The 23,740-nt window shown below is 64.1% G+C and carries 25 protein-coding genes; 13 read left to right on the top strand and 12 right to left on the bottom strand.

The annotated features are described in order from the left end of the window. Positions 1 to 242: 242 nt before the first annotated feature. From ACLD02_RS10330 to ACLD02_RS10305, 6 genes are read left to right on the top strand one after another with little or no spacing between them, the layout of a single operon-like run. A complete protein-coding gene (locus tag ACLD02_RS10330) occupies positions 243 to 1,247 on the top strand; it encodes an ABC transporter substrate-binding protein (RefSeq protein WP_410298642.1) in 1,005 nt (334 codons plus the stop codon). Beyond that, complete coding sequence (locus ACLD02_RS10325; RefSeq protein WP_203100329.1) at positions 1,240 to 1,644, top strand: RidA family protein; 405 nt, start codon at positions 1,240 to 1,242, stop codon at positions 1,642 to 1,644. Before ACLD02_RS10330 ends, ACLD02_RS10325 begins: the two co-directional genes overlap by 8 nt. Continuing rightward, positions 1,641 to 2,423: an ABC transporter permease gene (locus tag ACLD02_RS10320; RefSeq protein ID WP_203100327.1), complete on the top strand. Its 783-nt coding sequence runs from the start codon at positions 1,641 to 1,643 to the stop codon at positions 2,421 to 2,423. Before ACLD02_RS10325 ends, ACLD02_RS10320 begins: the two co-directional genes overlap by 4 nt. Beyond that, complete coding sequence (locus ACLD02_RS10315) at positions 2,420 to 3,214, top strand: ABC transporter ATP-binding protein (RefSeq protein ID WP_203100325.1); 795 nt, start codon at positions 2,420 to 2,422, stop codon at positions 3,212 to 3,214. Before ACLD02_RS10320 ends, ACLD02_RS10315 begins: the two co-directional genes overlap by 4 nt. Positions 3,215 to 3,263: 49 nt before the next feature. Continuing rightward, positions 3,264 to 4,442 (top strand): MFS transporter, encoded by a 1,179-nt coding sequence (locus tag ACLD02_RS10310; RefSeq protein ID WP_410298641.1) that lies wholly within the window; start codon positions 3,264 to 3,266, stop codon positions 4,440 to 4,442. A gap of 30 nt (positions 4,443 to 4,472) precedes the next feature. Further along, the gene (locus ACLD02_RS10305; RefSeq protein WP_203100321.1) at positions 4,473 to 5,372 is read left to right on the top strand and encodes an IclR family transcriptional regulator; all 900 of its coding nucleotides are present in this window, start codon (positions 4,473 to 4,475) and stop codon (positions 5,370 to 5,372) included. An 83-nt stretch (positions 5,373 to 5,455) separates the two neighbouring features. Here the strand turns inward: ACLD02_RS10305 and ACLD02_RS10300 are convergent, their stop codons facing one another. Further along, complete coding sequence (locus ACLD02_RS10300) at positions 5,456 to 5,578, bottom strand: hypothetical protein (protein WP_274380618.1); 123 nt, start codon at positions 5,576 to 5,578, stop codon at positions 5,456 to 5,458. Between the two features lie 31 nt (positions 5,579 to 5,609). Here ACLD02_RS10300 and ACLD02_RS10295 point away from each other — a divergent pair, with 31 nt between their 5' ends. Then, positions 5,610 to 6,407: a hypothetical protein gene (locus ACLD02_RS10295; RefSeq protein ID WP_203100319.1), complete on the top strand. Its 798-nt coding sequence runs from the start codon at positions 5,610 to 5,612 to the stop codon at positions 6,405 to 6,407. Positions 6,408 to 6,721: 314 nt separating this feature from the next. Here ACLD02_RS10295 and ACLD02_RS10290 read toward each other — a convergent pair whose 3' ends face one another. The 7 genes from ACLD02_RS10290 to ACLD02_RS10260 are packed head-to-tail and all read right to left on the bottom strand — an operon-like array spanning position 6,722 to position 13,972. Then, entirely contained in the window at positions 6,722 to 7,681 is a 960-nt protein-coding gene (locus tag ACLD02_RS10290; RefSeq protein ID WP_410298640.1) for an alpha/beta hydrolase, read from the bottom strand. Then, the gene (locus ACLD02_RS10285) at positions 7,675 to 8,058 is read right to left on the bottom strand and encodes a hypothetical protein (RefSeq protein ID WP_410298639.1); all 384 of its coding nucleotides are present in this window, start codon (positions 8,056 to 8,058) and stop codon (positions 7,675 to 7,677) included. Before ACLD02_RS10285 ends, ACLD02_RS10290 begins: the two co-directional genes overlap by 7 nt. After that, entirely contained in the window at positions 8,055 to 8,480 is a 426-nt protein-coding gene (locus tag ACLD02_RS10280) for a MaoC family dehydratase (RefSeq protein WP_203100314.1), read from the bottom strand. The genes ACLD02_RS10285 and ACLD02_RS10280 overlap by 4 nt, the downstream gene beginning before the upstream one ends. Further along, positions 8,464 to 9,987, bottom strand: coding sequence for an acyl-CoA synthetase (locus ACLD02_RS10275; RefSeq protein WP_203100312.1), 1,524 nt, complete (start codon positions 9,985 to 9,987; stop codon positions 8,464 to 8,466). The genes ACLD02_RS10280 and ACLD02_RS10275 overlap by 17 nt, the downstream gene beginning before the upstream one ends. A 47-nt stretch (positions 9,988 to 10,034) precedes the next feature. Then, positions 10,035 to 12,509 carry an NHL repeat-containing protein gene (locus ACLD02_RS10270; RefSeq protein WP_410298638.1) on the bottom strand — a complete coding sequence of 825 codons (2,475 nt, stop codon included), beginning with the start codon at positions 12,507 to 12,509 and terminating at the stop codon, positions 10,035 to 10,037. A gap of 42 nt (positions 12,510 to 12,551) precedes the next feature. Further along, a complete protein-coding gene (locus ACLD02_RS10265; RefSeq protein ID WP_410298637.1) occupies positions 12,552 to 13,322 on the bottom strand; it encodes an enoyl-CoA hydratase/isomerase family protein in 771 nt (256 codons plus the stop codon). Next, positions 13,319 to 13,972 (bottom strand): TetR/AcrR family transcriptional regulator, encoded by a 654-nt coding sequence (locus ACLD02_RS10260; RefSeq protein ID WP_203100306.1) that lies wholly within the window; start codon positions 13,970 to 13,972, stop codon positions 13,319 to 13,321. The genes ACLD02_RS10265 and ACLD02_RS10260 overlap by 4 nt, the downstream gene beginning before the upstream one ends. Before the next feature lie 323 nt (positions 13,973 to 14,295). Between ACLD02_RS10260 and ACLD02_RS10255 the strand changes: the two genes are divergently transcribed. From ACLD02_RS10255 to ACLD02_RS10230, 6 genes are all read left to right on the top strand, one after another. Beyond that, complete coding sequence (locus tag ACLD02_RS10255) at positions 14,296 to 15,519, top strand: substrate-binding domain-containing protein (RefSeq protein ID WP_203100304.1); 1,224 nt, start codon at positions 14,296 to 14,298, stop codon at positions 15,517 to 15,519. Positions 15,520 to 15,646: 127 nt separating this feature from the next. Further along, a complete protein-coding gene (locus tag ACLD02_RS10250; protein WP_203100302.1) occupies positions 15,647 to 16,435 on the top strand; it encodes an ABC transporter ATP-binding protein in 789 nt (262 codons plus the stop codon). A gap of 1 nt (position 16,436) precedes the next feature. Continuing rightward, positions 16,437 to 17,162: an ABC transporter ATP-binding protein gene (locus ACLD02_RS10245; protein ID WP_203100300.1), complete on the top strand. Its 726-nt coding sequence runs from the start codon at positions 16,437 to 16,439 to the stop codon at positions 17,160 to 17,162. A 33-nt stretch (positions 17,163 to 17,195) separates the two neighbouring features. Then, positions 17,196 to 18,254: a branched-chain amino acid ABC transporter permease gene (locus ACLD02_RS10240; RefSeq protein ID WP_203100298.1), complete on the top strand. Its 1,059-nt coding sequence runs from the start codon at positions 17,196 to 17,198 to the stop codon at positions 18,252 to 18,254. Positions 18,255 to 18,264: 10 nt separating this feature from the next. After that, positions 18,265 to 19,476 (top strand): branched-chain amino acid ABC transporter permease, encoded by a 1,212-nt coding sequence (locus tag ACLD02_RS10235; protein ID WP_203100296.1) that lies wholly within the window; start codon positions 18,265 to 18,267, stop codon positions 19,474 to 19,476. Beyond that, the gene (locus tag ACLD02_RS10230) at positions 19,466 to 20,245 is read left to right on the top strand and encodes a 3-hydroxybutyrate dehydrogenase (RefSeq protein WP_203100294.1); all 780 of its coding nucleotides are present in this window, start codon (positions 19,466 to 19,468) and stop codon (positions 20,243 to 20,245) included. The genes ACLD02_RS10235 and ACLD02_RS10230 overlap by 11 nt, the downstream gene beginning before the upstream one ends. Before the next feature lie 292 nt (positions 20,246 to 20,537). Here ACLD02_RS10230 and yddG read toward each other — a convergent pair whose 3' ends face one another. The 4 genes from yddG to minC form a co-directional block, all read right to left on the bottom strand. Beyond that, a complete protein-coding gene (yddG, locus tag ACLD02_RS10225) occupies positions 20,538 to 21,413 on the bottom strand; it encodes an aromatic amino acid DMT transporter YddG (RefSeq protein WP_410298636.1) in 876 nt (291 codons plus the stop codon). A gap of 180 nt (positions 21,414 to 21,593) precedes the next feature. Beyond that, positions 21,594 to 21,848: a cell division topological specificity factor MinE gene (gene minE / locus ACLD02_RS10220; RefSeq protein ID WP_203100283.1), complete on the bottom strand. Its 255-nt coding sequence runs from the start codon at positions 21,846 to 21,848 to the stop codon at positions 21,594 to 21,596. A gap of 2 nt (positions 21,849 to 21,850) precedes the next feature. Continuing rightward, positions 21,851 to 22,663, bottom strand: coding sequence for a septum site-determining protein MinD (gene minD, locus ACLD02_RS10215; protein WP_203100281.1), 813 nt, complete (start codon positions 22,661 to 22,663; stop codon positions 21,851 to 21,853). A 36-nt stretch (positions 22,664 to 22,699) separates the two neighbouring features. After that, positions 22,700 to 23,407, bottom strand: coding sequence for a septum site-determining protein MinC (gene minC / locus ACLD02_RS10210; protein WP_203100279.1), 708 nt, complete (start codon positions 23,405 to 23,407; stop codon positions 22,700 to 22,702). Between the last annotated feature and the right edge of the window lie 333 nt (positions 23,408 to 23,740).

Raw genomic sequence — 23,740 nt, 5'->3', positions numbered from 1 at the left:
GCCCGTGCCCGGTAAATGGGCCGAGCAGGCCCGTGTCAGGCTTGCGTGCCGAGCCGTCCGGGCCGGCTCCTAAGAGCATTCCCAATCCCTGGAACTATTTATATTTAATAGTATGAAATAAATGCACCTTATCGGTGTGTTTTATAGCCTTTATTAAACGTTTTGGACGTTTTGGCACCAGATTTGCAGCTATCAAGGAGAGTCTATTTCATATTATTAAATCTGAATTTAGGGTGATAAGGATGAACGACGATGCACGCAAAGGGGTACTCCCGGGTTTGGTGGGCGCGGTCATGGCGGTATGCATTGCCTGGGCGGGCCCGGTGATGGCGGATGACAGCTACTCGTTGCGCTTGAACTGGAAAATGAAGGGGGAGTTCACGCCCTTCGTGGTGGCGGACAAGAAAGGGTTCTTCAGCGAGCAGGGTCTGGGTGTGGCGGTCAAGGAAGGCAGCGGCGCCACCCTGGCGCTGCAGTCCGTGGCCACCGGGGAGGATGATTTCGCCTATGTGCCTTCGGTCCAGCTGATCCAGGCGGTCAACAGCGGCATGCCGGTAAAAGCGGTGGCAACGGTGTACAAGGTCGATCCCATGGGCATGGTGGCCCGCCCCGGTGTGACCCTGGATACGCCCAAGGATCTGGAAGGCAAGAAAGTGGAGATCGCCGCATCGTCCACCTTCAACAACGTCTGGCAAGCGTTCGCCAAGGCCAATGATATCGATGTGAGCAAGGTCGACGTTGTCAGCGTCAGCCCGGGAGCACGATTCGGGCTGCTGCTCAGCGGGCAGGTCGATGTGCTGGCGGATATCTTCTTGACCAACGAACTGCCGGTATTGCGAGAGCGCGGCTCCGGCGAGATGGACAGCCTGACGGTGGGCGATTTCGGTTTCGGCATCATTGGCTACACGCTGGTGACCAGCGAGAAGATGATCGAGACGAACCCCGACGCGGTACGCAAGTTCCTGGCCGGGGCGGCCCGGGGCTTCCAGTTCATGATCGATAACGCCGATGAGGCCGCACAGCTGGCCATTGATAGCCACTCCTCCGAGTTGCTGCCCGCTCCCACCCGGGGCCAGGTCCAAACCACCATCGAGTTTCTTGCCAAGGGTGAACCGAAAGCGCTGTTCGTTGGCAGCGATGAAGGCTGGCGGTCGACGCTGGCAATCCTCAAGGGGGCGGGCGTGATCGACCGCGAGAAAGCGCCGTCCGCTTACTACACCAACGAGTTCATCATTGGCAATGAGTGATATCGCGAGAACCTTCCGGATCGAAGGCGTGCCCCCGGCCACGGGGCCCTGGGCACGCGCGGTCGAATGGAACGGCATGATCTTTATTTCCGGGCTGCGAGGCATTGATCCGGAGACCGGCCTGCCGGCGGGGACCACCGATCAGCGTTTGGAACGGATTCTCGAGCATCTGTCCCTCACGCTCGAGGCCCACGGCAGTGATCTTTCCTCGGTGGTGTCCACCCGCGTCTATGTAACGGATATGAACGGTTTGCGGCCGGCGGTGAATGCCTTCTATGAGAAGGCATTCGGCGAACATTTGCCGACCCGCACCATTCTTGAAGTGTCATCACTCAACCAGAACGACAGCATCGAAATCGAGTTTGTCGCCATTCGCAAAAAGGAGCCCGATCTATGAACAGGGGCGCGCTGTATAAAATCCTGCCACCACTGATTGCCTTCATGGGGCTGCTGGTGCTCTGGCAGCTCTGTGTCCAGGGGTTCGCTATTCCCGAGTACGTTCTGCCTTCCCCAGGACGGATCGCGGTATCGATCGCCGACAACTGGCTGTCGTTGCTTCGGCACACCGGGGTGACCTTCGTGGAGTCGATGCTGGGCTTCGGGTTGGGCATCGTGGTTGGTCTGCCATTGGCCATCCTGATCGCCGGGTCCGCCGCATTGGAGCGGGTGATTTACCCCTTGTTGGTAGCCAGTCAATCGGTGCCCAAGGTGGCGCTGGCTCCGATCTTCGTGGTCTGGTTCGGGTTCGGTCTGATGCCCAAGGTATTGATCGCCTTCTCGATTGCCTTCTTCCCGGTGGTGGTGAACACCGTCGCGGGTCTGCAACGTACCCCCGGCGATATGGTGCGCATGATGCGATCACTGGGCAGCTCGTCGCTGGAAATTTTCTGGCGGGTCCGCATCCCGATGGCGTCGCCCTATATCTTCGCGGGCATCAAGATCTCCTCCGCGTTCGCCGTGGTGGGGGCCATCGTCGGTGAGTTCATCGCCGCCACCAGCGGCCTGGGGTACCTGCAGCTGATCGCCAACAACAATCTGCAGATTCCCTTGTTGTTTGCTTGTCTGGTGATGTTGTCGCTGCTGGGCGCGGTGATTTATTACCTGGTGGTGCTGGTGGAACACCTGGTGTTGCCGGCGCCATTACGTGCGATTGCGGAAAAGGAAATACATCAATGAGTCAGGATATGGAAACAAAAAAGCGCGGTGCTTCCGTGGCGATCCGGGGAGTGGGTATGGATTTCACTCGGCGCGGCGAGACCATTACCGCCCTGGATGACGTGACGTTGGACATTCCCGCCGGTACTTTCTGCTCGATTCTTGGCCCCAGTGGTTGTGGCAAAAGCACGTTGATGTCGTTGGTGTCCGGTCTGGATACGCCGACCCGGGGTGAGGTCCGGTTGGACGGTAAAACGTTGCAGGGCGCTTTCCATGATGTGGGTATTGTCTTCCAAAGCGATGTGCTGCTGCCCTGGGTCACCGTTTTGGACAATGTTCTGTTGCCTGCCAAGGTCAAAAAACAGGATATCGGGAAGGCTCGCGAGCGTGGCCGAAAACTGCTGGAAAACGTGGGATTGGGTGGCTTTCTTGACCATTACCCCGGCGAGCTTTCCGGTGGTATGCGGCAACGCGCTTCGATCTGCAGAGCACTGGTGGCGGAGCCCTCGGTGCTGCTGATGGATGAGCCGTTCGGCGCTCTGGATGCACTTACCCGTGAGAAAATGCAGCGGGATCTCAATCGTATCTGGGCCGAGGATGCCAAGACCGTGATGTTCATTACCCATGACATTGAAGAGGCGGTCACCATGGCGGATCAAGTCATCGTGATGAGTCCACGTCCCGGTAAGGTATTGACCCGATACGAGATCGACTTTCCGCAACCCCGCCGTCCTGAGATTCGCCGCGATCCGCGTTTTCAGGACATCGTGGATGACATCCGCCACGTATTTCAAACGGCGGGCGTGCTTTAGCCCGCCGCGGATCGTCATTCTTTTCTGCATGGAATAACCCTTGAGAAACATGTCGACGAAACCGGCTTCGGGTGCTATCCGGGTAATGGCCGTGGCCGCGGGTGTGGTGGTGGCCAATAATTATTACAATCAGCCGCTGCTTAATGACATGGCCCGCGACCTGGGCGTGTCCGGAGTGGCGGCATCCTGGATTTCCAGTCTCACGCAGATCGGCTATGCGTTGGGCTTGCTGCTGTTGCTGCCGCTGGCCGATCGCATGGACCGGCGCCGCTTGATCACGGTAATGCTGTTGTTGGCGAGCGCGATGCTTTTTCTGTTCGCGTTGTCTCCAAGTTATCAGTTTGTGTTGGCGTTTGGTTTTCTGATTGGTCTGACCAGCATCGTGCCGCAGATTCTGCCGCCGGCGGCGCAGCAATTGGTGCCGCCGGCGGCGGCCCCGGAAGCCGTGGGCCGTATCATGGCTGGCTTGTTGCTGGGCATCGTCCTGTCACGTTTTGTCGGGGGCTGGTTGGGAAATATGTTTGGCTGGCGTGCTCTATATGGCGGCGCGGCGGTAGTCATGCTTGTTCTGGTGGTCTTGCTGCGGCGGGTACTGCCTCCGTTTCAGACCACCTTCCATGGTGGCTATCTGAGCCTTATGGGCTCGCTGGGCCGCTTGTTTCTGGCTCACTCCGTGTTGCGGGGCCTGGCGTTCGCCGGGGCCATGCAATTCGCCGCCTTTAGTCTTTTCTGGACCACACTGGCATTTCATCTCGCCGCCATGCCAGGGCACTATCCTGCCAGTGTGGCGGGTTCATTCGCTTTGATCGGCGCGGTGGGGGTGCTTGGCGCCGGTTTGGTCGCGCGTCTGAGCCGCCGTTCATCGGTGCGTTTTACCCTGATGGTCAGCGGGCTCCTTATGTTGGTCGCTTTTCCCGTCTTCTTGCTCGCCGAGGATTCGCTGTGGTGGATGGTCCCGGCGGTGTTGCTGTTGGATCTTGGTATGCAAATGAGCCATGTCACCAGTATGGCGACGATTCTGTCCCTGGACCGGACAGCGGCCAGCCGGTTGAATACCCTTTATATGTTCATTCGTTTCCTGGGAGGGGCCTTGGGAACTCTGGTGGGCGGCTTTGCCTGGTGGCACGGTGGTTGGCTGGGTGTCTGCCTGTGCGGGCTGGGTTTCTGCATGCTGGCACTGGTAGTGAATATGCGCCGCTGCGTTGCCGGAACCGCCACGGCGTCCTAGTATCGGTCAGCGGATGGAGAGCGCCGAGCCATGACAGACCGTCAATCCCGTACCAATAAGGAATCCCGAATCGAGCCGGTTGATATTACTCCGGCCAAGACGGAGATCGTACTCGATGAGCGGGCGGCGCTGCCCCGCCATGGCGAGACCTCCGAGGAAGGTAAGGAGTCGGTCAAGCCTGCCGTCACCATACAATCGGTGGAACGGGCATTGGATATTCTGGAGTACGTGGCTGACGCCAAGGAACCTCGGAAACTCCATGATATCGCCCGGGCGGTGGGTTTGAAGTCGCCGACCTGTCACCATTTGTTGAACTCACTGGTAAGACGCGGCTACGTGCGCCGTAATGCTCGTCCGCGTAGCTACTATCTGGGCCCGAAAGTCATTGAATTGGGCCATCGTCAAGGCGCGAGTACGGACATGCGTGAAGCAGCGGCGGCCCGGCTGGCCGAATTGGCCCGGGATTCCGGTGCCAGTGCCGTGATGTCGGTGCTCAACGGGACCACGCTGACGTTGCTGCTCGAGCAACCCGCCGCCGGCGGGATCGTGCTGGATGGTTACCGGGAAGGTGTCGCCATGGCCGCTCATGCCACGGCGCTGGGAAAAGCGATTCTTGCCTGGTTGCCGGAATCCCAGGTTGCCCGAGTCGTTGCGGATCATGGGCTTACGCCCTTTACGGGCAGGACGATCGACACGTTGGCGGAGCTGGTCGAGGCCCTGAGACAGATCCGAAGGCATGGTTTCGCGGTGGAGGATGGCGAATACCGCGGCGAGGTGAGCGGCTTGGCGGTGGCGTTGCGAGACCGCTCCGGTTCGGTGGTCGGCTCCATCGGGTGTCTGATACCCCGTGATTCCGATGAAATGGTCCGCATGCGGGAACTGCAGTCCAAAGTGCGCTCGGTAGCGAAGGCGATTTCCAGGCTGTCATGATGGAGTAAAGGCGGCGACCTGCGGAAAAGAAGCAATTGGTATGCTAATATTTTCAGCCCTGGAACTAAATGGGGCGCTCGCGATCAGATGAGCCCGGGGACGTTGGGCCCGCCGTCTGGATCGAGGCCTGGCGCCATGGTTTTTGCCGTCGTCAAGTTGCTGTTCATGAAACCACGCTTACCTTCCATGCCGGTCTTATCGGTCATGGTTTGTCTGTTGCTATCAGGGTGCGCTTCCATGATGGAAACCACCGCCGGCCTGATCGGCCGCTCCCCGGCACCGGCCACCGTGGACGGTCTGGACTACGCCGCCATCCGTGATCTGGGCGCTCTTGAGGGCAGCTGTGAAAGCCTGCGCCAGGCCCACGACAGCGAACGCTATGTCTCGCAACGCACTCTTAACGACCTGTGGCTGCCCGCTTGCCGGCAACGGATTGTCGAAGCGCGCCGCTTCAACGAAGAGATGGAGCGGCTGGTGCGGCAGGCCTACGAAGCGGAGCAGGCCCACCAGAAAGCGCTGGCCGAACAACGCGAAAAGGAACGGCGGGTACGGGAGGCCATGGAGGCCGCTCGCCGCGATGCCGAGGAGCGCCAGCGCGCCAGTGCCGAGGAAGAGAACCGCGAGCACCTGAGCGAGCGTCTGGCCGACGCCCATATTCTGCAGATTCTCGACGACATCCCCGACCAGCCCCTGGCCTTTTCCCTGGGCCAGCCCTCCGAACGATCCATGAAGAATTTCCTGGCCTGCCTGGAAGTGGGTTACCCGAACCAGGGGTATCAGGTGCAGCGCGGCGACGACGCGCTCACGGTCACCGCTCTGCAGGCGGACATGCTGCGCGGCGACGTGGACATTCGCGCCCGCTTCGTCAACGTCTGGGATACCTGGATGCTGGAGTCCCTGAGCGTGGCGGAGATGACCGCCGACACGCCCCGGGACCGTTTCATGCTGGCGCAGAACCTGATGGCGGGACCCTGCTACGGCATCGACGAACTGCTCCGCCGCCCCGCCGCCGACGACGACGGCCAGAGCGGCTGACGCCCGCCCGCGCCTCTAACACGCGTAGGAGCGACTTTAGTCGCGATGCCATTGGCACCGCCGTTGATCGCGACTAAAGTCGCTCCTACGTCTCCAGATGGCGCCGGGGTATCTCACCGAACCCCGATTCCTGGGCCCGAGCGCCGAAGCCCCAACGGAGCGTCCCGGCGTGGCCCCCTTTCCGGGACCCTGTCAAACAGGACGTTTGACAGGGAGCCTACAGGGACGTACTCGCGGCGTTCCCGGAAAGGGGGCCACGCCGGGACGCGCCCCCGCTGGAGAACCCACCTCCGACGACACCTCCCCACGCCGAATCACCGAGCCAGGAATTCTCCCACGACCCGATAGGTTTCCAGGCAAGCCTCCGGCACCAGATCCTCCAGATTGAGATAGGCATGGATCATGTCCGGGAAGGGCACATGCCGCACCGGCACGCCGGCGGCGTCGAGGCGTTCCACGTAGGCCTGGGCCTCGTCGCGCAACGGGCAGAAGCCGGCGGTGATCACCAGGGTGGCGGGCAGCCGCGGGCTGACCGTCATGTGCAGCGGCGAGGCGTCATGGCGCCGTTGCCGGTCCGGCGCGTCGCCGTCCTGGAAGTAGTGATCGAAGTACCAGCGGATGCGGGGCGTTTCCAGCAGATAGCCGTGGCCGTTTTCCTCCACGGAGGGGTAGGCCAGGTCGTAGTCCAGGCTCGGGTAGATCAGCACCTGTTTATCGACCATCAGCGCCGGGTCGTCCTGGGCCAGGGCGCTGACGGTGGCCGCCAGGGTGCCGCCGCCGGAGTCGCCCACCAGGCTCAGGCGCCGCTCCACCCGGCGGCCTTCGGCGTCGAGCAGGGCCCAAAGATGGCGGGCCACGCCGAGACAATCCCGTAACCCCCGGGGGTAGGGATGCTCCGGCGCCAGCCGGTAATCCACCGATACCACCAGCTGGCCGCTGGCCTCGGCCAGCTTGCGGCAGATCGGATCGTACACCGCCACGCTGCCGGCCATATGGCCGCCACCGTGGAAAAACAGGCACACCGGTTTGTGATTCTCCGGCGCCGGGTCGTACAGGCGCACCGGTACCGGTTCGCCGTCCACCGCCACGCTGGCGTCACCGACCCAGGGCAGCGCCGGCGACCGGGTGACCAGGTTGCGGGTCATCGTGGCCATGCTGTCGCGCACCGTGGCCGGGGTGGCCGTCACGCCGCGAGCGGCCTGCTCGGCCACCAGGCGGTTGAGGCCCGCCAGCCAGTCGCTCAGACCGGGATGGGGACGATCGGCTTTCAGCATTGAAACAGCACCAGGGCGTCGCCGTCGCAGATCAGCCGGTCGCCTTCGCCGGTGCAGCGGGTATCCAGGTAGACCAGTGCCTTGTCGCGGCGCAGGCGCGATACCGTCACCGTGGCGGTAAGGGCTTCGCCGGGGCGGCCGGCGGCGTGAAAACGCATGTTCTGCTTCAGATAGTTGGTGCCGTGGCCGGGTAGTTCCTCGCCCAGCAGGTAGGAAAACAGGGCGGCGATCAGCGGTTCCGGCACCTCCGGCCAGTCGCCCTGGTACCCCGCCAGCCGGCACCACTCCTGGAGATCGGAGGCCTCGAAGCGGCGCGTCACCCGGGCCTGGTCGCCGGCCCGCAACTGGTCGAAACGGGGTAACTCTTGGTCGCTCATTCATCCTCCTCCAGGTTGAGCTTGAGACGGCAGTGGCCGTCCAGGCAGAGCTGCTCGTCGGAACGGATCACCTGGGTGCGCAGCTCCAGGTAACCGTCGCGGGCCGGTGCCGGGATGCTCAGACGGATCACCATCGGGTCGCCGGCGAAAGCCGGCGCCGGGAACATCAGCGCCTGGGTTTCCATCCCGGCGTTGGGGTACTGGTCGGCGATCAGGCCGCGCACCGCGGTGAACAGCAGCATGCCGTGGGGCACGGTGGCGCCGAAGCGGGTGGCGGCGGCGTAGTCCGGGTCCACGTGGATCGGGTTGTGGTCGCCGCTGAGCGTGGCGAAGCGGTCGAAGTCGGACTGCTCGAGGACCAGGTCCCGCTCGATGCAGGCAATGCAGCGGTCGTTTTCCTGTTGCTTAGCGTCGTGCGTCATCGCGTAACTCCTGTTTGGTGACCTTGCCCAGGGCATTGCGCGGCAGGGCCTGGACGCGCTGGAATGCCTTCGGCACCTTGTAGCCCGCCAGCCGCTCGCGGCAGTAGTCGCGCAGAGCGTCCTCGCCGGGGTCGTCCTGGTCCGGTTGCAGGCCGTAGTAGGCCTTGCCCACTTCGCCCCAGCGTTCATCGGGCATGCCCACCACCGCCACCTCGGCGATCGCCGGGTGCTGCTCGAGCACCTTCTCCACCTCGGCGGGGTAGACGTTTTCGCCGCCGGAAATGTACATGTCCTTCCAGCGGTCGACGATATAGTAATAACCGTCCTGGTCCCGTCGCGCCACGTCGCCGCTGTGCAGCCAGCCGTCGGCGCGGATCGCCTCGGCGGTGGCGTCGGGCCGGTTCCAGTAGCCCGGCGTGATGTTGGGGCCGCGGATCAGCAGCTCGCCGGCCTCGCCCTCGGGCACGTCGTGGCCGTCACGGTCGACAATGCGCACCTCGGTGAGCAGTTGCGGGCGGCCCACCGAGCCGATCTTGTCGATCACGCTTTGCTCGTCGAGCAGGAACACGGTGGGGCCGGTTTCGGTCATGCCCATGCCGGTGCGCACGCGGATGCCCTGGTCCACGTAGCGTTGCGCCACCGGCAGGGACAGCGGCGCGCCGCCGCAACCCCAGGAGCGCACCCGCTCCAGCCGCCGGCCGTCGAAGGCCGGGTGGTCGATGAGCGCCTGGTACACCGCCGGCACGCCAAAGAACACCGTGGCCCGTTCCTCCAGCACCCGCAAGGCCTGATCCGGCTCGAAGCCGCGTGGCACCAGCACGCTGCCGCCGGCCAGGAATACCGCCGAGGAATACAGGTTGATGCCGGCGGTGTGGAACAGCGGCAACACATTGAGCAACACGTCGCCGCCGGTCAGTTCCACCGCCAGGCCGATGTTCAGATAATTGGCCAGCATCATGCGGAAGGTCTGGATCACGCCCTTGGGCTTGCCGGTGGTGCCGGAGGTGTAGAGCAGATACCAGGGGGTGTCCGGGTCCTTGTCCGGGTGCGGGGCCAGCTCCGGCTCGGTGTCGGCCAGGTCGGCCTGGTAGTCGCGCTGGCCGGCGGCGGCGCCGTCCAGGGCCACCAGGGTCAGCCCGGGCTGGCGCTCCGCCAGGGTGGTGGCGGCATCGGCGAATTCGGCGCCGAAGATCAGCGCGCCGGGCTCGCAGTCGTCCATCAGCACGGTGAGCTCGGGCACCGCCAGGCGCCAGTTGAGCGGCACCAGGATCAGGCCGGCCTTGGCGCAGCCGAACAGCATGGCGAAGAACTCGGCGCGGCTATGGCCCAGGAAGGCGAGCCGGTCGCCTTCCTGGAGCCCCCAGTGCCCGCGGGCGGCGGCGGCCAGCCGCGCGGCCCGTTGGTTAAGGCCGGCGTAGTCGTAGCGTTCGCCGCTGTCCAGGTCCTCCAGCGCCGGCCGGTCCGGCGTTACCCGGGCCCGGTGGGCGAGCAGGTCGAACATTTCCATTTTTTATTCTCCGGTTGTGCGTTGTTCGGGGTGTTGCGATTGGGCCTTCAGGGATTCAACTCCGACCAGCTGAACCGGGTAATGCGGTTGCTGATCAGCGAAAACACGAACACGTTGCCGCCGCCCACCGCCACCTGCTCGGTGTCGAACAGGCCGCCGGGGCGGGTGCCCAGGTCGCGGTCCAGCCAGTGGCCCTGGTAGGCCGGGTCGATCACGCCGCTGGCGTTCGGGGCATAGTCGTCCGGGTTGTTCCAGACCCGCGCCACCATGTTGAAGCCGTCGGCCACGATCAGGGCGTCGTGGCTGGCGTCGTAGGCGAGGCCGGCGGGCAGGAACAGGCGGTCCGGGTCGAGGCCGTCGGGGTGGTCATAGGTGCCGCCGCCCAGGCCTACCTGGCCGAGGCGGGCGCCGGTGGCCGGGTCCAGGGCCTGCAGGCGCTGGTTGCGGCGGTCGGTGACGTAGACCCGGTCGTCCAGGGCCAGCACGTCGCCGATCTGGTCGAAGGTGCCGGCGGCGCCCTGTTCGAAGAAGTCCGGGCCCAGGCTCCAGTTCTCGCCCAGGTCGTTGCCCTTGGAGGCATCCGCGCCGCCGGCGTACCAGTTGCCGCTCAGGGTGCCGCTGCCGCTGTCGTAGTCGAAGCGCCACACGTAGTTGTCGAAGCTGGTGATGTAGACGGCGTGCTCGTCGCCACCTTCGCCGTGCACGGATACCGCCACCGGATAGTTGGTGTTGCTGGTGGAAAGCCCGATTTCCGGTACCGGCAGGCCGCCGGTGCGGTAGCTCAGGTTGAACAGTTCCTCCAGGTTGCCGTCAGCGTCGTAGATGCGCAGGCTGGCGTCGCCGGTGTAGGGCCAGGGCAGGGTGGCGTCGGCGCCCACCAATACGGCCACGCCTTCACCGATGTTGGGGTCTTCGAAGGTGGCGATGCCGGTCACGCCGTAGCTGATGTTGGTGCCCGGGAACCGGCCCTGGTAGGTGCCGCCGCTGTCGTACATATTGATGCGGGTATTCGGCGTGTCGCTCACCAGCAGGCGGTTCTTGCTGGCCAGCCAGGCCATGCCGCTGGAAGAATGCAACTGGCCGGCCAGGGTGCGCGGGTGGCCCCAGAATTCATTGTTGGCCACGGTGCCGACGCCGGCGGACACGGAGCAGCGCAGCAGGCTGGTGCCGCTGGAATTGGTCCAGCATTTCTTGATGCGGTTATTGCCGGAATCGCTGACCAGGTGCACCCGGGCGTTGCTGTAGTAGTAGCCCCAGGAATAGATGTTCTCCCGGTAAAAGCTGCCGTCGGCGCGGATCACCGGCACCAGATCGTTGGGTAACTGGAAGGCTTCGTCCTCGGTGCCGGCGCTGGTGGGGGCGCGCATTTCCACCTGATGGATGCCGAGGCGGCCATACACCCAGGCTGCTTCGGCGTCACTGCTCTGGTTGGCGCGGTAGCGGATCGGGTTGCTGTCGGTGGTGGCGGCCAGGTTGTCGAAGCGCAGGATGCGGCCGTTGTAGGTGTCGGCCACGTAAAGGTTGCCGTCCAGGTCGGTGCGTACGCCGCGCGGGCGCTTGAGATGGTCCACGTCGCCGTCGTCGTCGCGGAAGCGACCGAGCATGTCATCCAGGGTGAGCTGGCCGGTGCCGGTGTCGACGCGGAAGATCTTGATGCGGTTGTTGCCGTTATCCGCCACGTACAGGTAGGTGGCGCCGTTGTCCGGGGACTGATAGTAGGTCATCCCCTGGGGGATGCGGTAGCCGTCGCGCTTGGCGGGCTCACCGGCGTAGTCATCGTAGTGGGTGGAGTCGCTGCCGTAGTCCTTGTCCACGCCACGGATGATCGGACCGGCGCCCACGTAGTCTCCGCCTTCCTGGTGACCCAGGGTCTGAATCAGGCTCACCTGGTAACCGTTGTCCGGGTCGATGCCGAACGCCTTGACCCGGTGGTTGAACTCGTCGGAAACGTAGATAAAGCCCTGCGGCGTGATGGTCATGTTGCGCGGCAGGTAGAGATCCTCGCCGCCGCCGTGGCCGGGCTGGCCGATGGACGTGACGTATTCGAAGTCGTCGGCGTCGCCGGCCACGGTGCGGAAGAAGTGAATCTGCTGACGGCCCACGTCGTTGACGTAGAGGCCGGCCAGGCGGTCGTCGTCCGCTTCGCTTTTCGACAGGAAGGCAATGCCCAGCGGTGCGCGGATGTCCGGTACCGAGGCGGCCGGGCTGTCGGCGGCCAGGGTGGTGTCGGCGTCGTCCAGACGGCCGACCAGGGCGCCGTTCAGGTTCAGTACCTTGATTTCGTGGTTGCCCATGTCGGCCACGTAGACGCGGGCGCCGCTGGCGCCGCCACTCAGCGAATCGCGGTCGTAGGTGACCGTGGTGGGGGTGTTGAACTGGTAGCGTTGCTGCACCGGCTCGCCGCTGAGTTCCGCGGAGCGGTCCTCGTCGGCGAAGGTGTCGAAGGCGCCGGCGGTGAGGGGCAGGACGGTGAAGGGCAGGGCGCCGAGTAGCAGCGCGCCGGCCAGGTTTTTTGTTTTCATGATGCTCTCCCGTTGTGATTGTTGTTCTTCGCGATCAGGCGTCTATCGTTTCAGGAAGGCGGCCATGCCGAGGTCCGCCTCGTCGCTCTCGATTTGCTCCAGAAAATGCTGGTATTCGGCCTCCAGGCCGGCGGCCACCGTGGCCCGGTCCGGGCGGGTCAGGGCCAGGGTGCGGCCCACGCTGTGGGGCCGGGCGGCGCGGATTTTTTCCGCCACTTCCCGGGCCCGCGCGCCAGTGTCGTCGGCGCCGGCGCGGTACTGGACCAGCCCCAGGCGATAGGCCTCGTCGGCGTCCAGGCGGCGGTTGGTCAACTGAATATCCAGCGCCCGGGCGCGGCCGATGCGCTCGGGCATCAGGGCGGTCCAGCCGCCGTCCGGGCTGAAGCCCACCACCGTGTACCAGGGCGCGAAGCTGGCCCGGTCACCGGCCACCGCGATGTCGCTGGCCAGCACCAGGCCCAGGGAACCGCCGGTGACCAGACCATGCACCGCCGCCACGGTGGGCACCGGCAGGTCGAGCAGATCCAGCAGGGTGGCGTTGAGCGTGCCCACTACCCGCTCCGCGTAGGCGCGGCGCTCGGCGCGGGGTGTGTCGAAGAAGCCGGCCACGTCGCCGCCGCTGGAGAAGGAGCGACCGTTGGCATCCAGGATCAGCACCGCGGCGTCGCTGTCGCGCACCCGGGCGAGCTGCTCGCGGATCGCGTCCAGCAGCTCCGGCACCAGGGCGTTGTGGCGTTCCGGGCGGTTCAGGGTGAGCCGGGCGATGCGGTCCTCGACGTGCAAGGTGGCGGCGTGGAGGGGGGCGGCGCTCATGAGGATTTCTCCTTGCCGTCCAGGGTCAGGCCGTTGCGGAACAGGTCGGCGATGGTGTCGACGATTTCGTCAAACGGCACGTCCCGCTCCCAGAGTGCGTAGCGCAGGCCCAGGAAGTTGGACATTCCCATCAAGGCCCACACTCGCACCTCGTTGTTGCCGGCGCGGATTTCGCCCTTGCGGGTGGCGTTGGCGAGCATGCGCAGATAGCCCTTGCCGAAGGCCTCGTAGTAATCGCGGTAGATGCTTTCGTCGACGAACTGGGCTTCCTGCAGCACCCGATACAGGGCCGGGTTCTCGAACAGATACTGGAGAAAGGCGCGCAGGCCTTTTTCCTCGGCTTCCAGCCGGTCGCGGGCATCGACGATCTCGGCGGCGAGATGAGCGCGCACCTGGTGGCCCATGTCGCGCACCAGCTCACGGAGGATTTCCTCCTTGCCGGCGAAGTAGGTATAGAAGGTGCCCTGGGCGACGCCGGCGGCGCGGGTGATATCGCTGATGCCGGCGCGGTGGTAGCCGAGGGTGCCGAAGGTATCCTCCGCCGCTTTCAGGATGCGCGCCCGGGTGCGTGCGCCACGGGCGGTCTTGGGGGCGCCGGGGCCCGGGTTGGCGGCGGTGGCGTTCTGTTTGGCGTTGACAGCAGTGTTCATGGAGGGGCCGTTGTTGTTCTTTGAAAGTTGAATCGGTATTCAACTAAATTAGGTTCGGGGTCCGGTTCTGTCAACCAGCCGTACCTTCATTGGCGCTTGGTAAGGGTGCTTGAAGTCTCGCCGTTATGCTCTGAAACCCCTGTTATAAAAGGCTTTGCGCTTATTCTCCCGGTGCCTTTCGGAAATATTCCACGATCGTGGAATTTTTTTCGCCAACCCCTTGCGGAAAGGTGAATCAGTTGTCATATTGTTGGCGAACTCCGAATAAACAACACAACAACAACTCCGGCCCCGGGCCGGCAAAACAACAAGGGAGAGATCCTATGAAGCGTCTCATTACCGCGACGGCTTTCACCCTCACCGCGCTCGCCGCCGCGCCCATGGCCCAGGCCGACGATCCCATTCGCATTGCCCATGTCACCGGCTTCACCGGCCCGCTGTCCGCCTATGCGGAGCAGTTGAGCGTGGGTATGAAGATGGGCTTCGAATACGCCACCGACGGCAGCATGGAAATCGAAGGCCGCAAGATCGAAATCATCGACAAGGACACCCAGCTTGATCCGGCCCGGGCCCGTTCCCTGGTGGAAGAAGCCTACGCCGAGGACGACGCCCAGATCGTGGTGGGCCCGGTGTCCTCCGGGGTGGCGCTGGCGACCCTGCCGATCGCCGAGATGTACGAGCGCATCATCATGCCCGAGGGCGTGGCCGACGCGATCACCGGTGCTGACTGGAACCGCTATGTGTTCCGGGTCGGTCGTAACTCCTCCCAGGACGCGGTGTCCAACGCGGTGGCGCTGGGCGAGCCGGGCGTGTGCGTGTCCACCATCGCTCAGGATTACGCCTTCGGCCGTGACGGCGTGGCCGCCTACAAGGAAGCGATGGAAGGCCAGGGCGGTAAAGTGGTGCACGAGGAGTATCTGCCCACCGACGCCACTGACTTCACCGCCGCCGCCCAGCGGCTGTTCAATTCCCTGAAGGACCGTGACGACTGCGAGCAGGGCAAGTACATCTTCGCCATCTGGGCGGGCAGCGCCAATCCGCTAAGCCGTATCCAGGACCTGCAGCCCGAGCGTTTCGGCATCAAGCTGGCCACCGGCGGCAACATTCTGCCGGCGCTGGTGAGCTACTCCGAATTCCCGGGCATGGAAGGCGCCGGCTTCTACTACTTCGAGTCGCCCAAGAACGAGATCAACGACTGGTTCGTGAAGGAGCACTTCAAGCGCTTCGACGCGGCGCCGGACTTCTTCACCGCCCAGGGCTTCTCCCAGGCCATGGCGATCACCGCGGCGATCCGCAAGACCAAGGGTTCCACCGACAGCGAGGATCTGATTCGCGCCCTGGAAGGGCTGGTGTTCGAAACGCCCAAGGGCAAGATGATCATCCGCGACGAGGACCACCAGGCGCTGCAGGAGATGTATCACTTCCGCATCAAGGCCGAAGAGCGTGACGACTGGTTCGCCGACCGCACCGTGACCGCCGGCGTGCCGGAACTGGTGCGCAAGATCGCCATCGATCAGATGAACATCCCGATCCGCAACAAGCGCTAAACCCCGCTGTAGGAGCGAGCGGGCGGCGTTCCGCTTCAGTCGCGATGGTTCGAGGCGACTCGCCATCGCGGCTAAAGCCGCTCCTACACAGGCTCCGCATTATTCCGATAACACGAAGGGACCATCCATGGCCTCCTTGCAACCCGAAGCCGATTCCCGTCCGGTGCTGGAGACCCGCGATCTGACCATCAACTTTGGCGGTCACGTGGCGGTGAACCAGGTGTCCTGCGCCTTCCACGCCGGCACGCTGACCTCCATCGTGGGGCCCAACGGGGCCGGTAAGACCACCTGGTTCAACCTGATTTCCGGGCAGCTCGCCGCCACCGCCGGCAGCGTGCGCCTGTTCGACGAGGACATCACGCGGCTGGGCGCCGCCGCCCGCGCCGGCAAGGGGCTGGGCCGCGCTTTTCAGCTGACCAACCTGTTTCCCGACCTGACCGCCCTGGAAAACGTGCGCCTGGCGGTGGCCGCGCGCTACCACATCGGCCATGTGTTCTGGCAGATGGCCAGTCGGCGCCGCGACATCAGCGACCGCGCCGCCGCCTTCCTGGAGCAGGTCAACCTGGGCAAGCGCGCCGACGACCTGGTGGCCAATCTGCCCCATGGCGACCAGCGCAAGCTGGAAGTGGCGCTGATGCTGGCGCTGGAGCCGGAAGTGTTCATGTTCGACGAGCCCACCGCGGGCATGAGCGTGGACGAGGTGCCGGTGATCCTGGATCTGATCGCCGACATCAAGAACAAGCAGAACAAGGTGATTCTGCTGGTGGAACACAAGATGGACGTGGTGCGCTCGCTGTCCGACCGCATCGTGGTGCTGCACAACGGCGAACTGGTGGCCGACGGCGAGCCCGCCGAGGTGATCGCCTCGCCGATCGTTCAGGAAGCCTACCTGGGCGCCGAGGTGGAGGAGATCTGAGATGAGCGAATCGATTCTGTCCCTTTCCGGGGTGTCCGCCAATATCGACCAGTACCACATTCTGCACGGCGTCGACCTGGAAGTACCCGCCGGTGAACTGACCGTGCTGCTGGGCCGTAACGGCGCCGGCAAGAGCACCACCCTGCGCACCATCATGGGCCTGACCACGGTGACCGGCGGCAGTGTGCGTTTTCGCGGTGACGACATCACCGGCCAGCCGACGCCCCGTATCGCCCGCAAGGGCATCGCGTTCGTGCCCGAGAGCATGGGCATTTTCAGCCTGCTCACGGTGCGCGAGAACATGATTCTGGCGGCGGTGAGCGGCCCCATGGACGAGCAACGCCTGAACTGGATCTTCGATCTGTTCCCGCCGTTGAAGAAGTTCTGGAACCGGCCGGCGGGCAATTTGTCCGGCGGCCAGAAGCAGATGCTGGCCATCGCCCGGGCGGTGATCGAGCCCCGCGAACTGCTGCTGGTGGACGAGCCCACCAAGGGGCTGGCGCCGGCCATCATCAACGACCTGGCGGGCGCCTTCGAGCAGCTCAAGGAGCAGCGGGTGAGCATTCTGCTGGTGGAGCAGAACTTTAATTTTTCCCGGCGGCTGGGCCAGTCCGTGGCGGTGATGAACGACGGCGCGGTGGTGTATTCCGGCCAGATGGCCGAGCTCGCCGACAACGAGGAACTGCAGCACGACCTGCTGGGCCTCGGCCTCGGCGCGCATCAATGAGGGCGCGCCGCTATGAATAAGGAGAACACAGCCATGTCGGCCCACGACGAACTTATTGAACCACGGCCCCAGGGTGCCCTGGGCCGGTTCCGCGCTTTCCGGGAGGAGCGGCCCCATCTGTTCCTGCTGGTGCTGATGATGCTGGTGGCGTTTTTCATGATGGACCCGCGCACCTGGGTGGTGCTCACCATCAGCGGCCTGGCCATGGGCGCCATGGTGTTCTTGATGGCCTCGGGCATGACGCTCACTTTCGGCCTGATGAACGTGCTCAACCTGGCCCACGGTGCCTTTATTTCCCTGGGCGCCTTCGCCGGCGCCACGGTGCTGGTGCACTGGCTCAACGGCCAGGCCGGCGAGGCCTCGGTGTGGGCCAACCTGGCGGCGGTTCTGCCGGCGCTGGGCTTCGCCCTGGTGGTGGCCGGCCTGATCGGCCTGCTGTTCGAACGGCTGGTGATCAAGCCAGTGTACGGCGACCACCTCAAGCAGATCCTGGTCACCGTGGGGGGCTCCATCATTCTCATGGAGCTGATCCAGGTGGTGTGGGGGCCCAACGAGATTCCGGTGCCGCGCCCGGAAACCCTCACCGGTGCTTTTTTGATTCCGGAGTCGCTGCCGGTGATCGGCGGCGTGGCGCTGGAAAAATACCGTTTGGTGGCGGTGATCCTGGGGCTGGCGGTGTACGGCCTGATGACCTGGGTGATCGAGCGCACCCGCACCGGCGTGCTGATTCGCGCCGGCGTGGAGGATCGGGAGATGGTGGAGGTGCACGGTTACCGCATCCGCCTGCTGTTCCTGGGGGTGTTCGTGGCCGGCTCGGCACTGGCCGGGCTGGGTGGCGCCATGTGGGCCATGTACCGGGAGATCATCACCGCGCACATGGGCGATGAACTGATGATCTCGGTGATCGTGGTGATCATTCTCGGCGGTCTCGGCTCCATCAAGGGCTGTTTCTATGGCGCCGTGCTGGTGGGGCTGATCAACCTCTACGTGGGCTACCTGGAACCGCGTCTGGCGGCGGTGGCCACCGTGGGCCTGATGGTGGGCGTGCTGATGTGGCGCCCCCAGGGCCTGATTCCGGTCATCAAGGTGTGAGGGGCCAGCCATGATGCAACGACTGCTTTCCGGCGATTACCCGCGCAGCCGCGCGCTCACCGCGCTGCTTCTGATCATTGGCGTGAGCCTGGCGCTGGGGCCGTTCCTGTTTCCCGGGGTGCGCGCCTTCTCCATGCTCGGCATGATCTGCGTGTTCATCATCGTGGTGGCCTCCTACGACCTGATGCTGGGCTATACCCACATCGTGTCGTTCGCGCACACCATGTTCTTCGGCATCGGCGCCTACGGCGTGGCGATGGCCACGGACGCCTTCGGCAACGGCTACGGCGCGGTGCTGGCGGGCATCGGTGGCGCCGTGCTGCTCACCATCGTGTTGTCGCTGCTGCTGGGGCTGCTGTCACTGCGGGTCAAGGCGATCTTCTTCGCCCTGGTGACCCTGGCGGTGGCGTTCGCTTTCCTGAGCCTGGTGACCCAGCTGTACAACCTCACCGGCGGCGAGGATGGCCTGGCGGTGCGCGTGCCCCGCGAACTGGGGCCGGCGTTCCGCCCCTTCGACGAGCCCTGGGTGGGCTTCGACGTGGTGGGCTTTTTCAGCGGCCTGTTCAGCGATCCGGGCAACGCTTTCAAGGACGCCCTGTTCGACGTGCGCGTCAACGGTCGGCACCTGGTGTACTACATTGCCTTCGCGAGCGCGGTGGCGGTGTTCCTGTTCCTGCTGCGCATGGTCAATTCACCGTTCGGCCGGGTGCTGCAGGCGATCCGGGAGAACGAGTTCCGCGCCCAGGCGCTGGGCTACCGCACCGTGTTCTACCGCACCGCGGCGGTGATTGTGTCGGCGGTGCTGGCGACCCTGGCCGGGGTGCTGTTCGCGCTCATAAACCGCTACGTGAACCCGGAGAACACGCTTAACTTCGAACTGATGGTGTTCATTCTGCTGATGTGCGTGATCGGCGGCATGGGCACTCTGTACGGCGCCGTGGTGGGCACGGCGCTGTTCCTGCTGGCGCAGAACTATCTGCAGGACCTGCTCAAGCTGCTCGCCGGCCATGTGGAGAAGGGCTCCATGCTTGCCGAGTTGGTGGGTCCGGACAGCTGGTTGCTGTGGTTTGGTCTGTTGTTCGTGCTCAGCGTGTATTTCTTCCCCGCCGGCATTGTCGGCCAGCTGCGGCTGTGGGCGGCGCGTCGTCGTCAGCGCCGCGCCGGTAACGGTGGCGCCCGCCGGGATGGGGTGCCCGCGCAAGGAGAAAGTCATGCGTCTTGAGGACCGTGTAGCAATCATTACCGGCGCCGGCCGTGGTATCGGCCGGGCAATCGCCGAAGGGTACGCCCGGGAAGGGGCGCGGGTGGCGGTGGCGGATCTCGATGCCGCCACCGCCGAGGACGCGGCGGCCGCGATTCGCGCCGCCGGAGGCGAGGCCATCGCCGTGACCATGGATGTCACCAACGAGAAAGCGGTGGATGACGGCGTACAACGGGTGATCAACACCTGGGGCCGTCTCGACATCGCCGTGGCCAACGCCGGGGTGCAGCACATTGAAGCCCTCGACAAGCTGTCCCTGGCGGAATGGCGCAAGGTCACCGCGGTGCATCTGGATGGCGCCTTCCTGCTCACGCGGGCGGCGCTGCGGCGGATGTACCAGGGCGGTGGCGGCACCCTGCTGTACATGGGCTCGGTGCATTCCATGGAGGCGTCGCCGTTGAAGGCTCCCTACGTGGCCGCCAAGCACGGGTTGTTGGGCCTGTGCCGGGCGGTGGCCAAGGAGGGCGCCGAACACGGCGTGCGCAGCCATATTATCTGCCCGGGGTTCGTGCGCACCCCGCTGGTGGAAAAGCAGATCCCCGAGCAGGCCCGGGAACTGGGGCTGTCCGAGGAGGAGGTAGTGCGCAACGTGATGCTCAAGAACACCGTGGACGGCGAGTTCACCACCGTGGAGGACATCAGCCAACTGGCCATCGACCTGGCCGCGTTCCCGTCGGCGGCGCTCACCGGCCAGTCGGTGATCGTCAGCCATGGCTGGCACATGGGATAAGGTCCGGGAGCCCGGTTCCATCCCTGGAACCTGGAGATCGATCAGGCCTTCAGAGGGGTCGCAAAAAAGAAAACCTGAAGGGGGCCCGCCGGAAAGCTGAATGTACTGTACAGAGGGACAGTAGTCAAGACATGGGAGAGCGTTGGGCGCCGGGGAAATCCCCCGAGCGCCTTTTTTTGTCCATCGTGCTTTAGCGGGGCGTGGAACCCTCCATCGGGCCCGCGTCTTGGCGTGGTTCCACTTCTGGTATCGCTCAAGCCGTCTATTCGTACCGGACGCCCGTCCTCGATCATTAACGTGTCGCTTGCCAGCAAAGAATGGAACCGATACACACCATCGCCGCGCCTTGCCAAAATGGCATGGAGAGAGGCGTGTCCAGAACCAGGGCGGCCAGAGCAGCGGATAATACCGGAATGAAATATGAGGCCCCCGCCAGGATGGTGATGCGTCCGTGCAGAATACCTACATTCCAGGCTGCGTAGCCAAAGCCCATGGCGCAAGCCGCGAGTAGTAAATAAATGATCGCGCGCGCGTTAACATTCATCACGCCTTCATCGGCGAAAAAGTATTGAATCCACAGTGATATGGCCACCAAGGTGAAGAACAAAGTAATACCGTTCCGCCCCCTGGCGATACGGGCGGTTACCGTGCAGTAGGCGGCCCAGATCAAGGCGCCGGCGAAGGCGAGTCCATAGCTTAAGGGGTTGTCGTGGACATTTGCCCATATACTGGCAAAGTCGAGTCCCTGCTTACCGCCTAGAATCCAACAGGCACCCAGCGTGGATAGTAAAAAGCCCGGCACCACCAGCAGGTTGGCTTTTTGCTTGTTGAACACAATAGCAAAGAGAATGGTTAGCGAAGGCCAGAGATAGTTCACCATGCCGACCTCGATCGCCTGACGGTCGGTGTTGGCGTAGCCAATCGAAAGAGCCAGACACAGTTCATAGGTCACAAAAAGCAGGCTGCCCCAGGCCAGATAGGTTTTAGAGAAATCCCGAACCTTGGTCGGGCCGACGGTAAAAACCAGAAATGCCGAGGCCAGGGTGTAGATCAAGGCCGCACCACCTATTGGGCCAAAGCTCTCACTGACGCCACGAATCAGGCCGACGATGAGGCTCCATAGCATAATAGCGAGCAACCCGATAAGGGTCGCTTTATTGGAACTCATTGTTTGCATCTTGGTATCTCTGGGAGTGTTTAGCGGGCGGCGAAATGCATGGGGCTCCGCCGCATGCGACAAGGCGGAGCCGGGCTCCTGAGAAGGGGCTGGTTGATTTGCGCGAAAGGCAAGGGGGCGTTGATAGCCCCCTTGTGGTTTTTTTCGAGCGCCGCTGTCCGGCAGCCCCGGTTATTCCTGCTCGGGGAGGGTGATGTTCAGTTCCAGGATCTCGCAGCCGGAGTCACGGTCCACCTGCACGTTGACCGCGTCCTGATCCACCGGCACGTATTTACGCACCACCATCAGCAGCTCTTCCTGCAATTGCGGCAGGTAATCGGGCCCGCCCCGGGTGGACCGTTCCCGGGCCACGATGATCTGCAGGCGCTCCTTGGCCACCGAGGCCGATTTTTCCTTCTTGGGCAGCAGATAGCTGAAAATGCTCATCGTTACCCTCCGAACAGGCGGCCAAAGAGGCTTTTCTTGGTGCTGGTCAGGAACCGGTGCTCGCGGGTTTCACCCAGGAAGCGGGCGACGGCGTCCTCGTAGGCCTGGCCGGCGTCGGAGTCGCGGTCCAGGATCACCGGGCTGCCGGAGTTACTGGCGTTGAGCACCGCCTGGGATTCCGGGATCACGCCGAGCAGATCGATGGCCAGGATCTCCTTGACGTCCTCCACGGACAGCATCTGGCCGCTTTCCACCCGTTCCGGGGAGTAGCGGGTCAGCAGCAGGCGCGCGGGAATGTCGCCCTCGCCCTGTTCCGCCTTGCGGGTCTTGCTGGAGAGAATGCCCAGGATGCGGTCGGAATCCCGTACGCTGGACACTTCCGGGTTGGTCACCACCACCGCCTCGTCGGCGAAATAGGCGGCGGTGAGCGCGCCTTTCTCGATGCCGGCGGGGCTGTCGCAGATGATGTATTCCATGCCCATTTCCTTGAGGCCGTCGAGCACCTTCTCGACGCCTTCCAGGGTCAGGGCGTCCTTATCGCGGGTCTGGGAGGCGGGCAGGATGTACAGATCCTCCACGCGCTTGTCCTTGATCAGGCCCTGCTTGAGGTTGGCGTCGCCGTTGATCACGTTGACCAGGTCGTAGACCACGCGTCGCTCGCAGCCCATGATCAGGTCCAGATTACGCAGGCCCACGTCAAAATCGATCACCGTGGTTTTATGGCCTCGCTGCGCCAGGCCGGTTGCCAGGGCCGCGCTGGTGGTGGTTTTGCCCACCCCCCCCTTGCCGGATGTTACGACCACGATTTTTGTCACGATCTCGTCTCCTTGAATGAGTGTTCGCGGGGCGGCTTATTTGCCGCTCAGCTCGACGAAGCGCATGGCGTCGCCGTCCAGAGTGATTTGCACCGCTTTGCGGCGCTGATTATCGGGCAGATCCTCGGCCACGCGGTAGTGGCCGGCGATGGAGACCAGTTCCGCGTCCAGGTCCTGGCAGAAGATGCGCGCGGCGGTGTTGCCGCGCACCCCGGCCAGAGCGCGCCCGCGCAGGGTGTTGTAGACGTGGATGTGCCCCTCGGCGAGCAGCTCGGCGCCGGTGCTCACCGGCGCCAGCACGATCAGGTCGCCATGGCTGTAGATCTGCTGGCCGGAGCGCACCGGCTGCTCCACCACCAGGGTGTCCGCCGCGGGTGTCTGGCTGGCCGGGGCCGGCTCGGGGCGCGGCACGTCGCGGCCGCCGGCCAGGCTGATGCTGCCCAGGCCGAGCATGGCGGCGGTGTCCGCGTCCAGGTGGGCGTTGCGGGCCAGGGCCACCAGATTCACGCCCAGGCCGCGCAGGGTGTCCACCGCGGCCAGCAGCTCGATCTGACTGCTGTTTTCCGGGTCGGCCAGGTCGATTACCACCGGGGCGTCGCGCAGCCATTGCGCGGCCTCGTCCAGGCGCCGGCCCACTTCGCGGTGCAGGGTGTTGGGGTCCAGGTCCTTGAGGTGCAGGACCGTCATCATCAGCATGCGGCCCTTGAATTCCAGAACCGCTTTTTCCTCGGAAGCCACTGTCATTGGAGGGTGTCTTGTACCGAATGGGTGGACGCCGGCGCGGAAGTGGGGAGCAGCCGGCGACGAAGTCCGCAAAAGCCTAGTCGAAAGCGCGATTCGGTGAAAGCGGCGTGACAGAGGCGCTTTGTTAAATTTCGCCGCTCTGGGACCGATTGGACAGAAATCCGTCGCCAGGTAAGAACAACGGCGTAGGGAGCCCCGTAGCCTGGACCCTGCTGTAGGAGCGACTTCAGTCGCGATCAACGGCGGTGCCATTTTCATCGCGACTGAAGTCGCTCCTTGTGTCTCTCCGCAGGGAGATGATTAGCTACCATCCCCTGTCAGCCCGGTGGCAAC

Source organism: Alloalcanivorax sp. C16-2 (genome assembly GCF_046507615.1).
Lineage (GTDB): Bacteria > Pseudomonadota > Gammaproteobacteria > Pseudomonadales > Alcanivoracaceae > Alloalcanivorax > Alloalcanivorax marinus_A.
The sequence above is the reverse complement of the archived record's forward strand: the minus strand, read 5'-3'. Positions and strand labels throughout refer to the sequence as shown.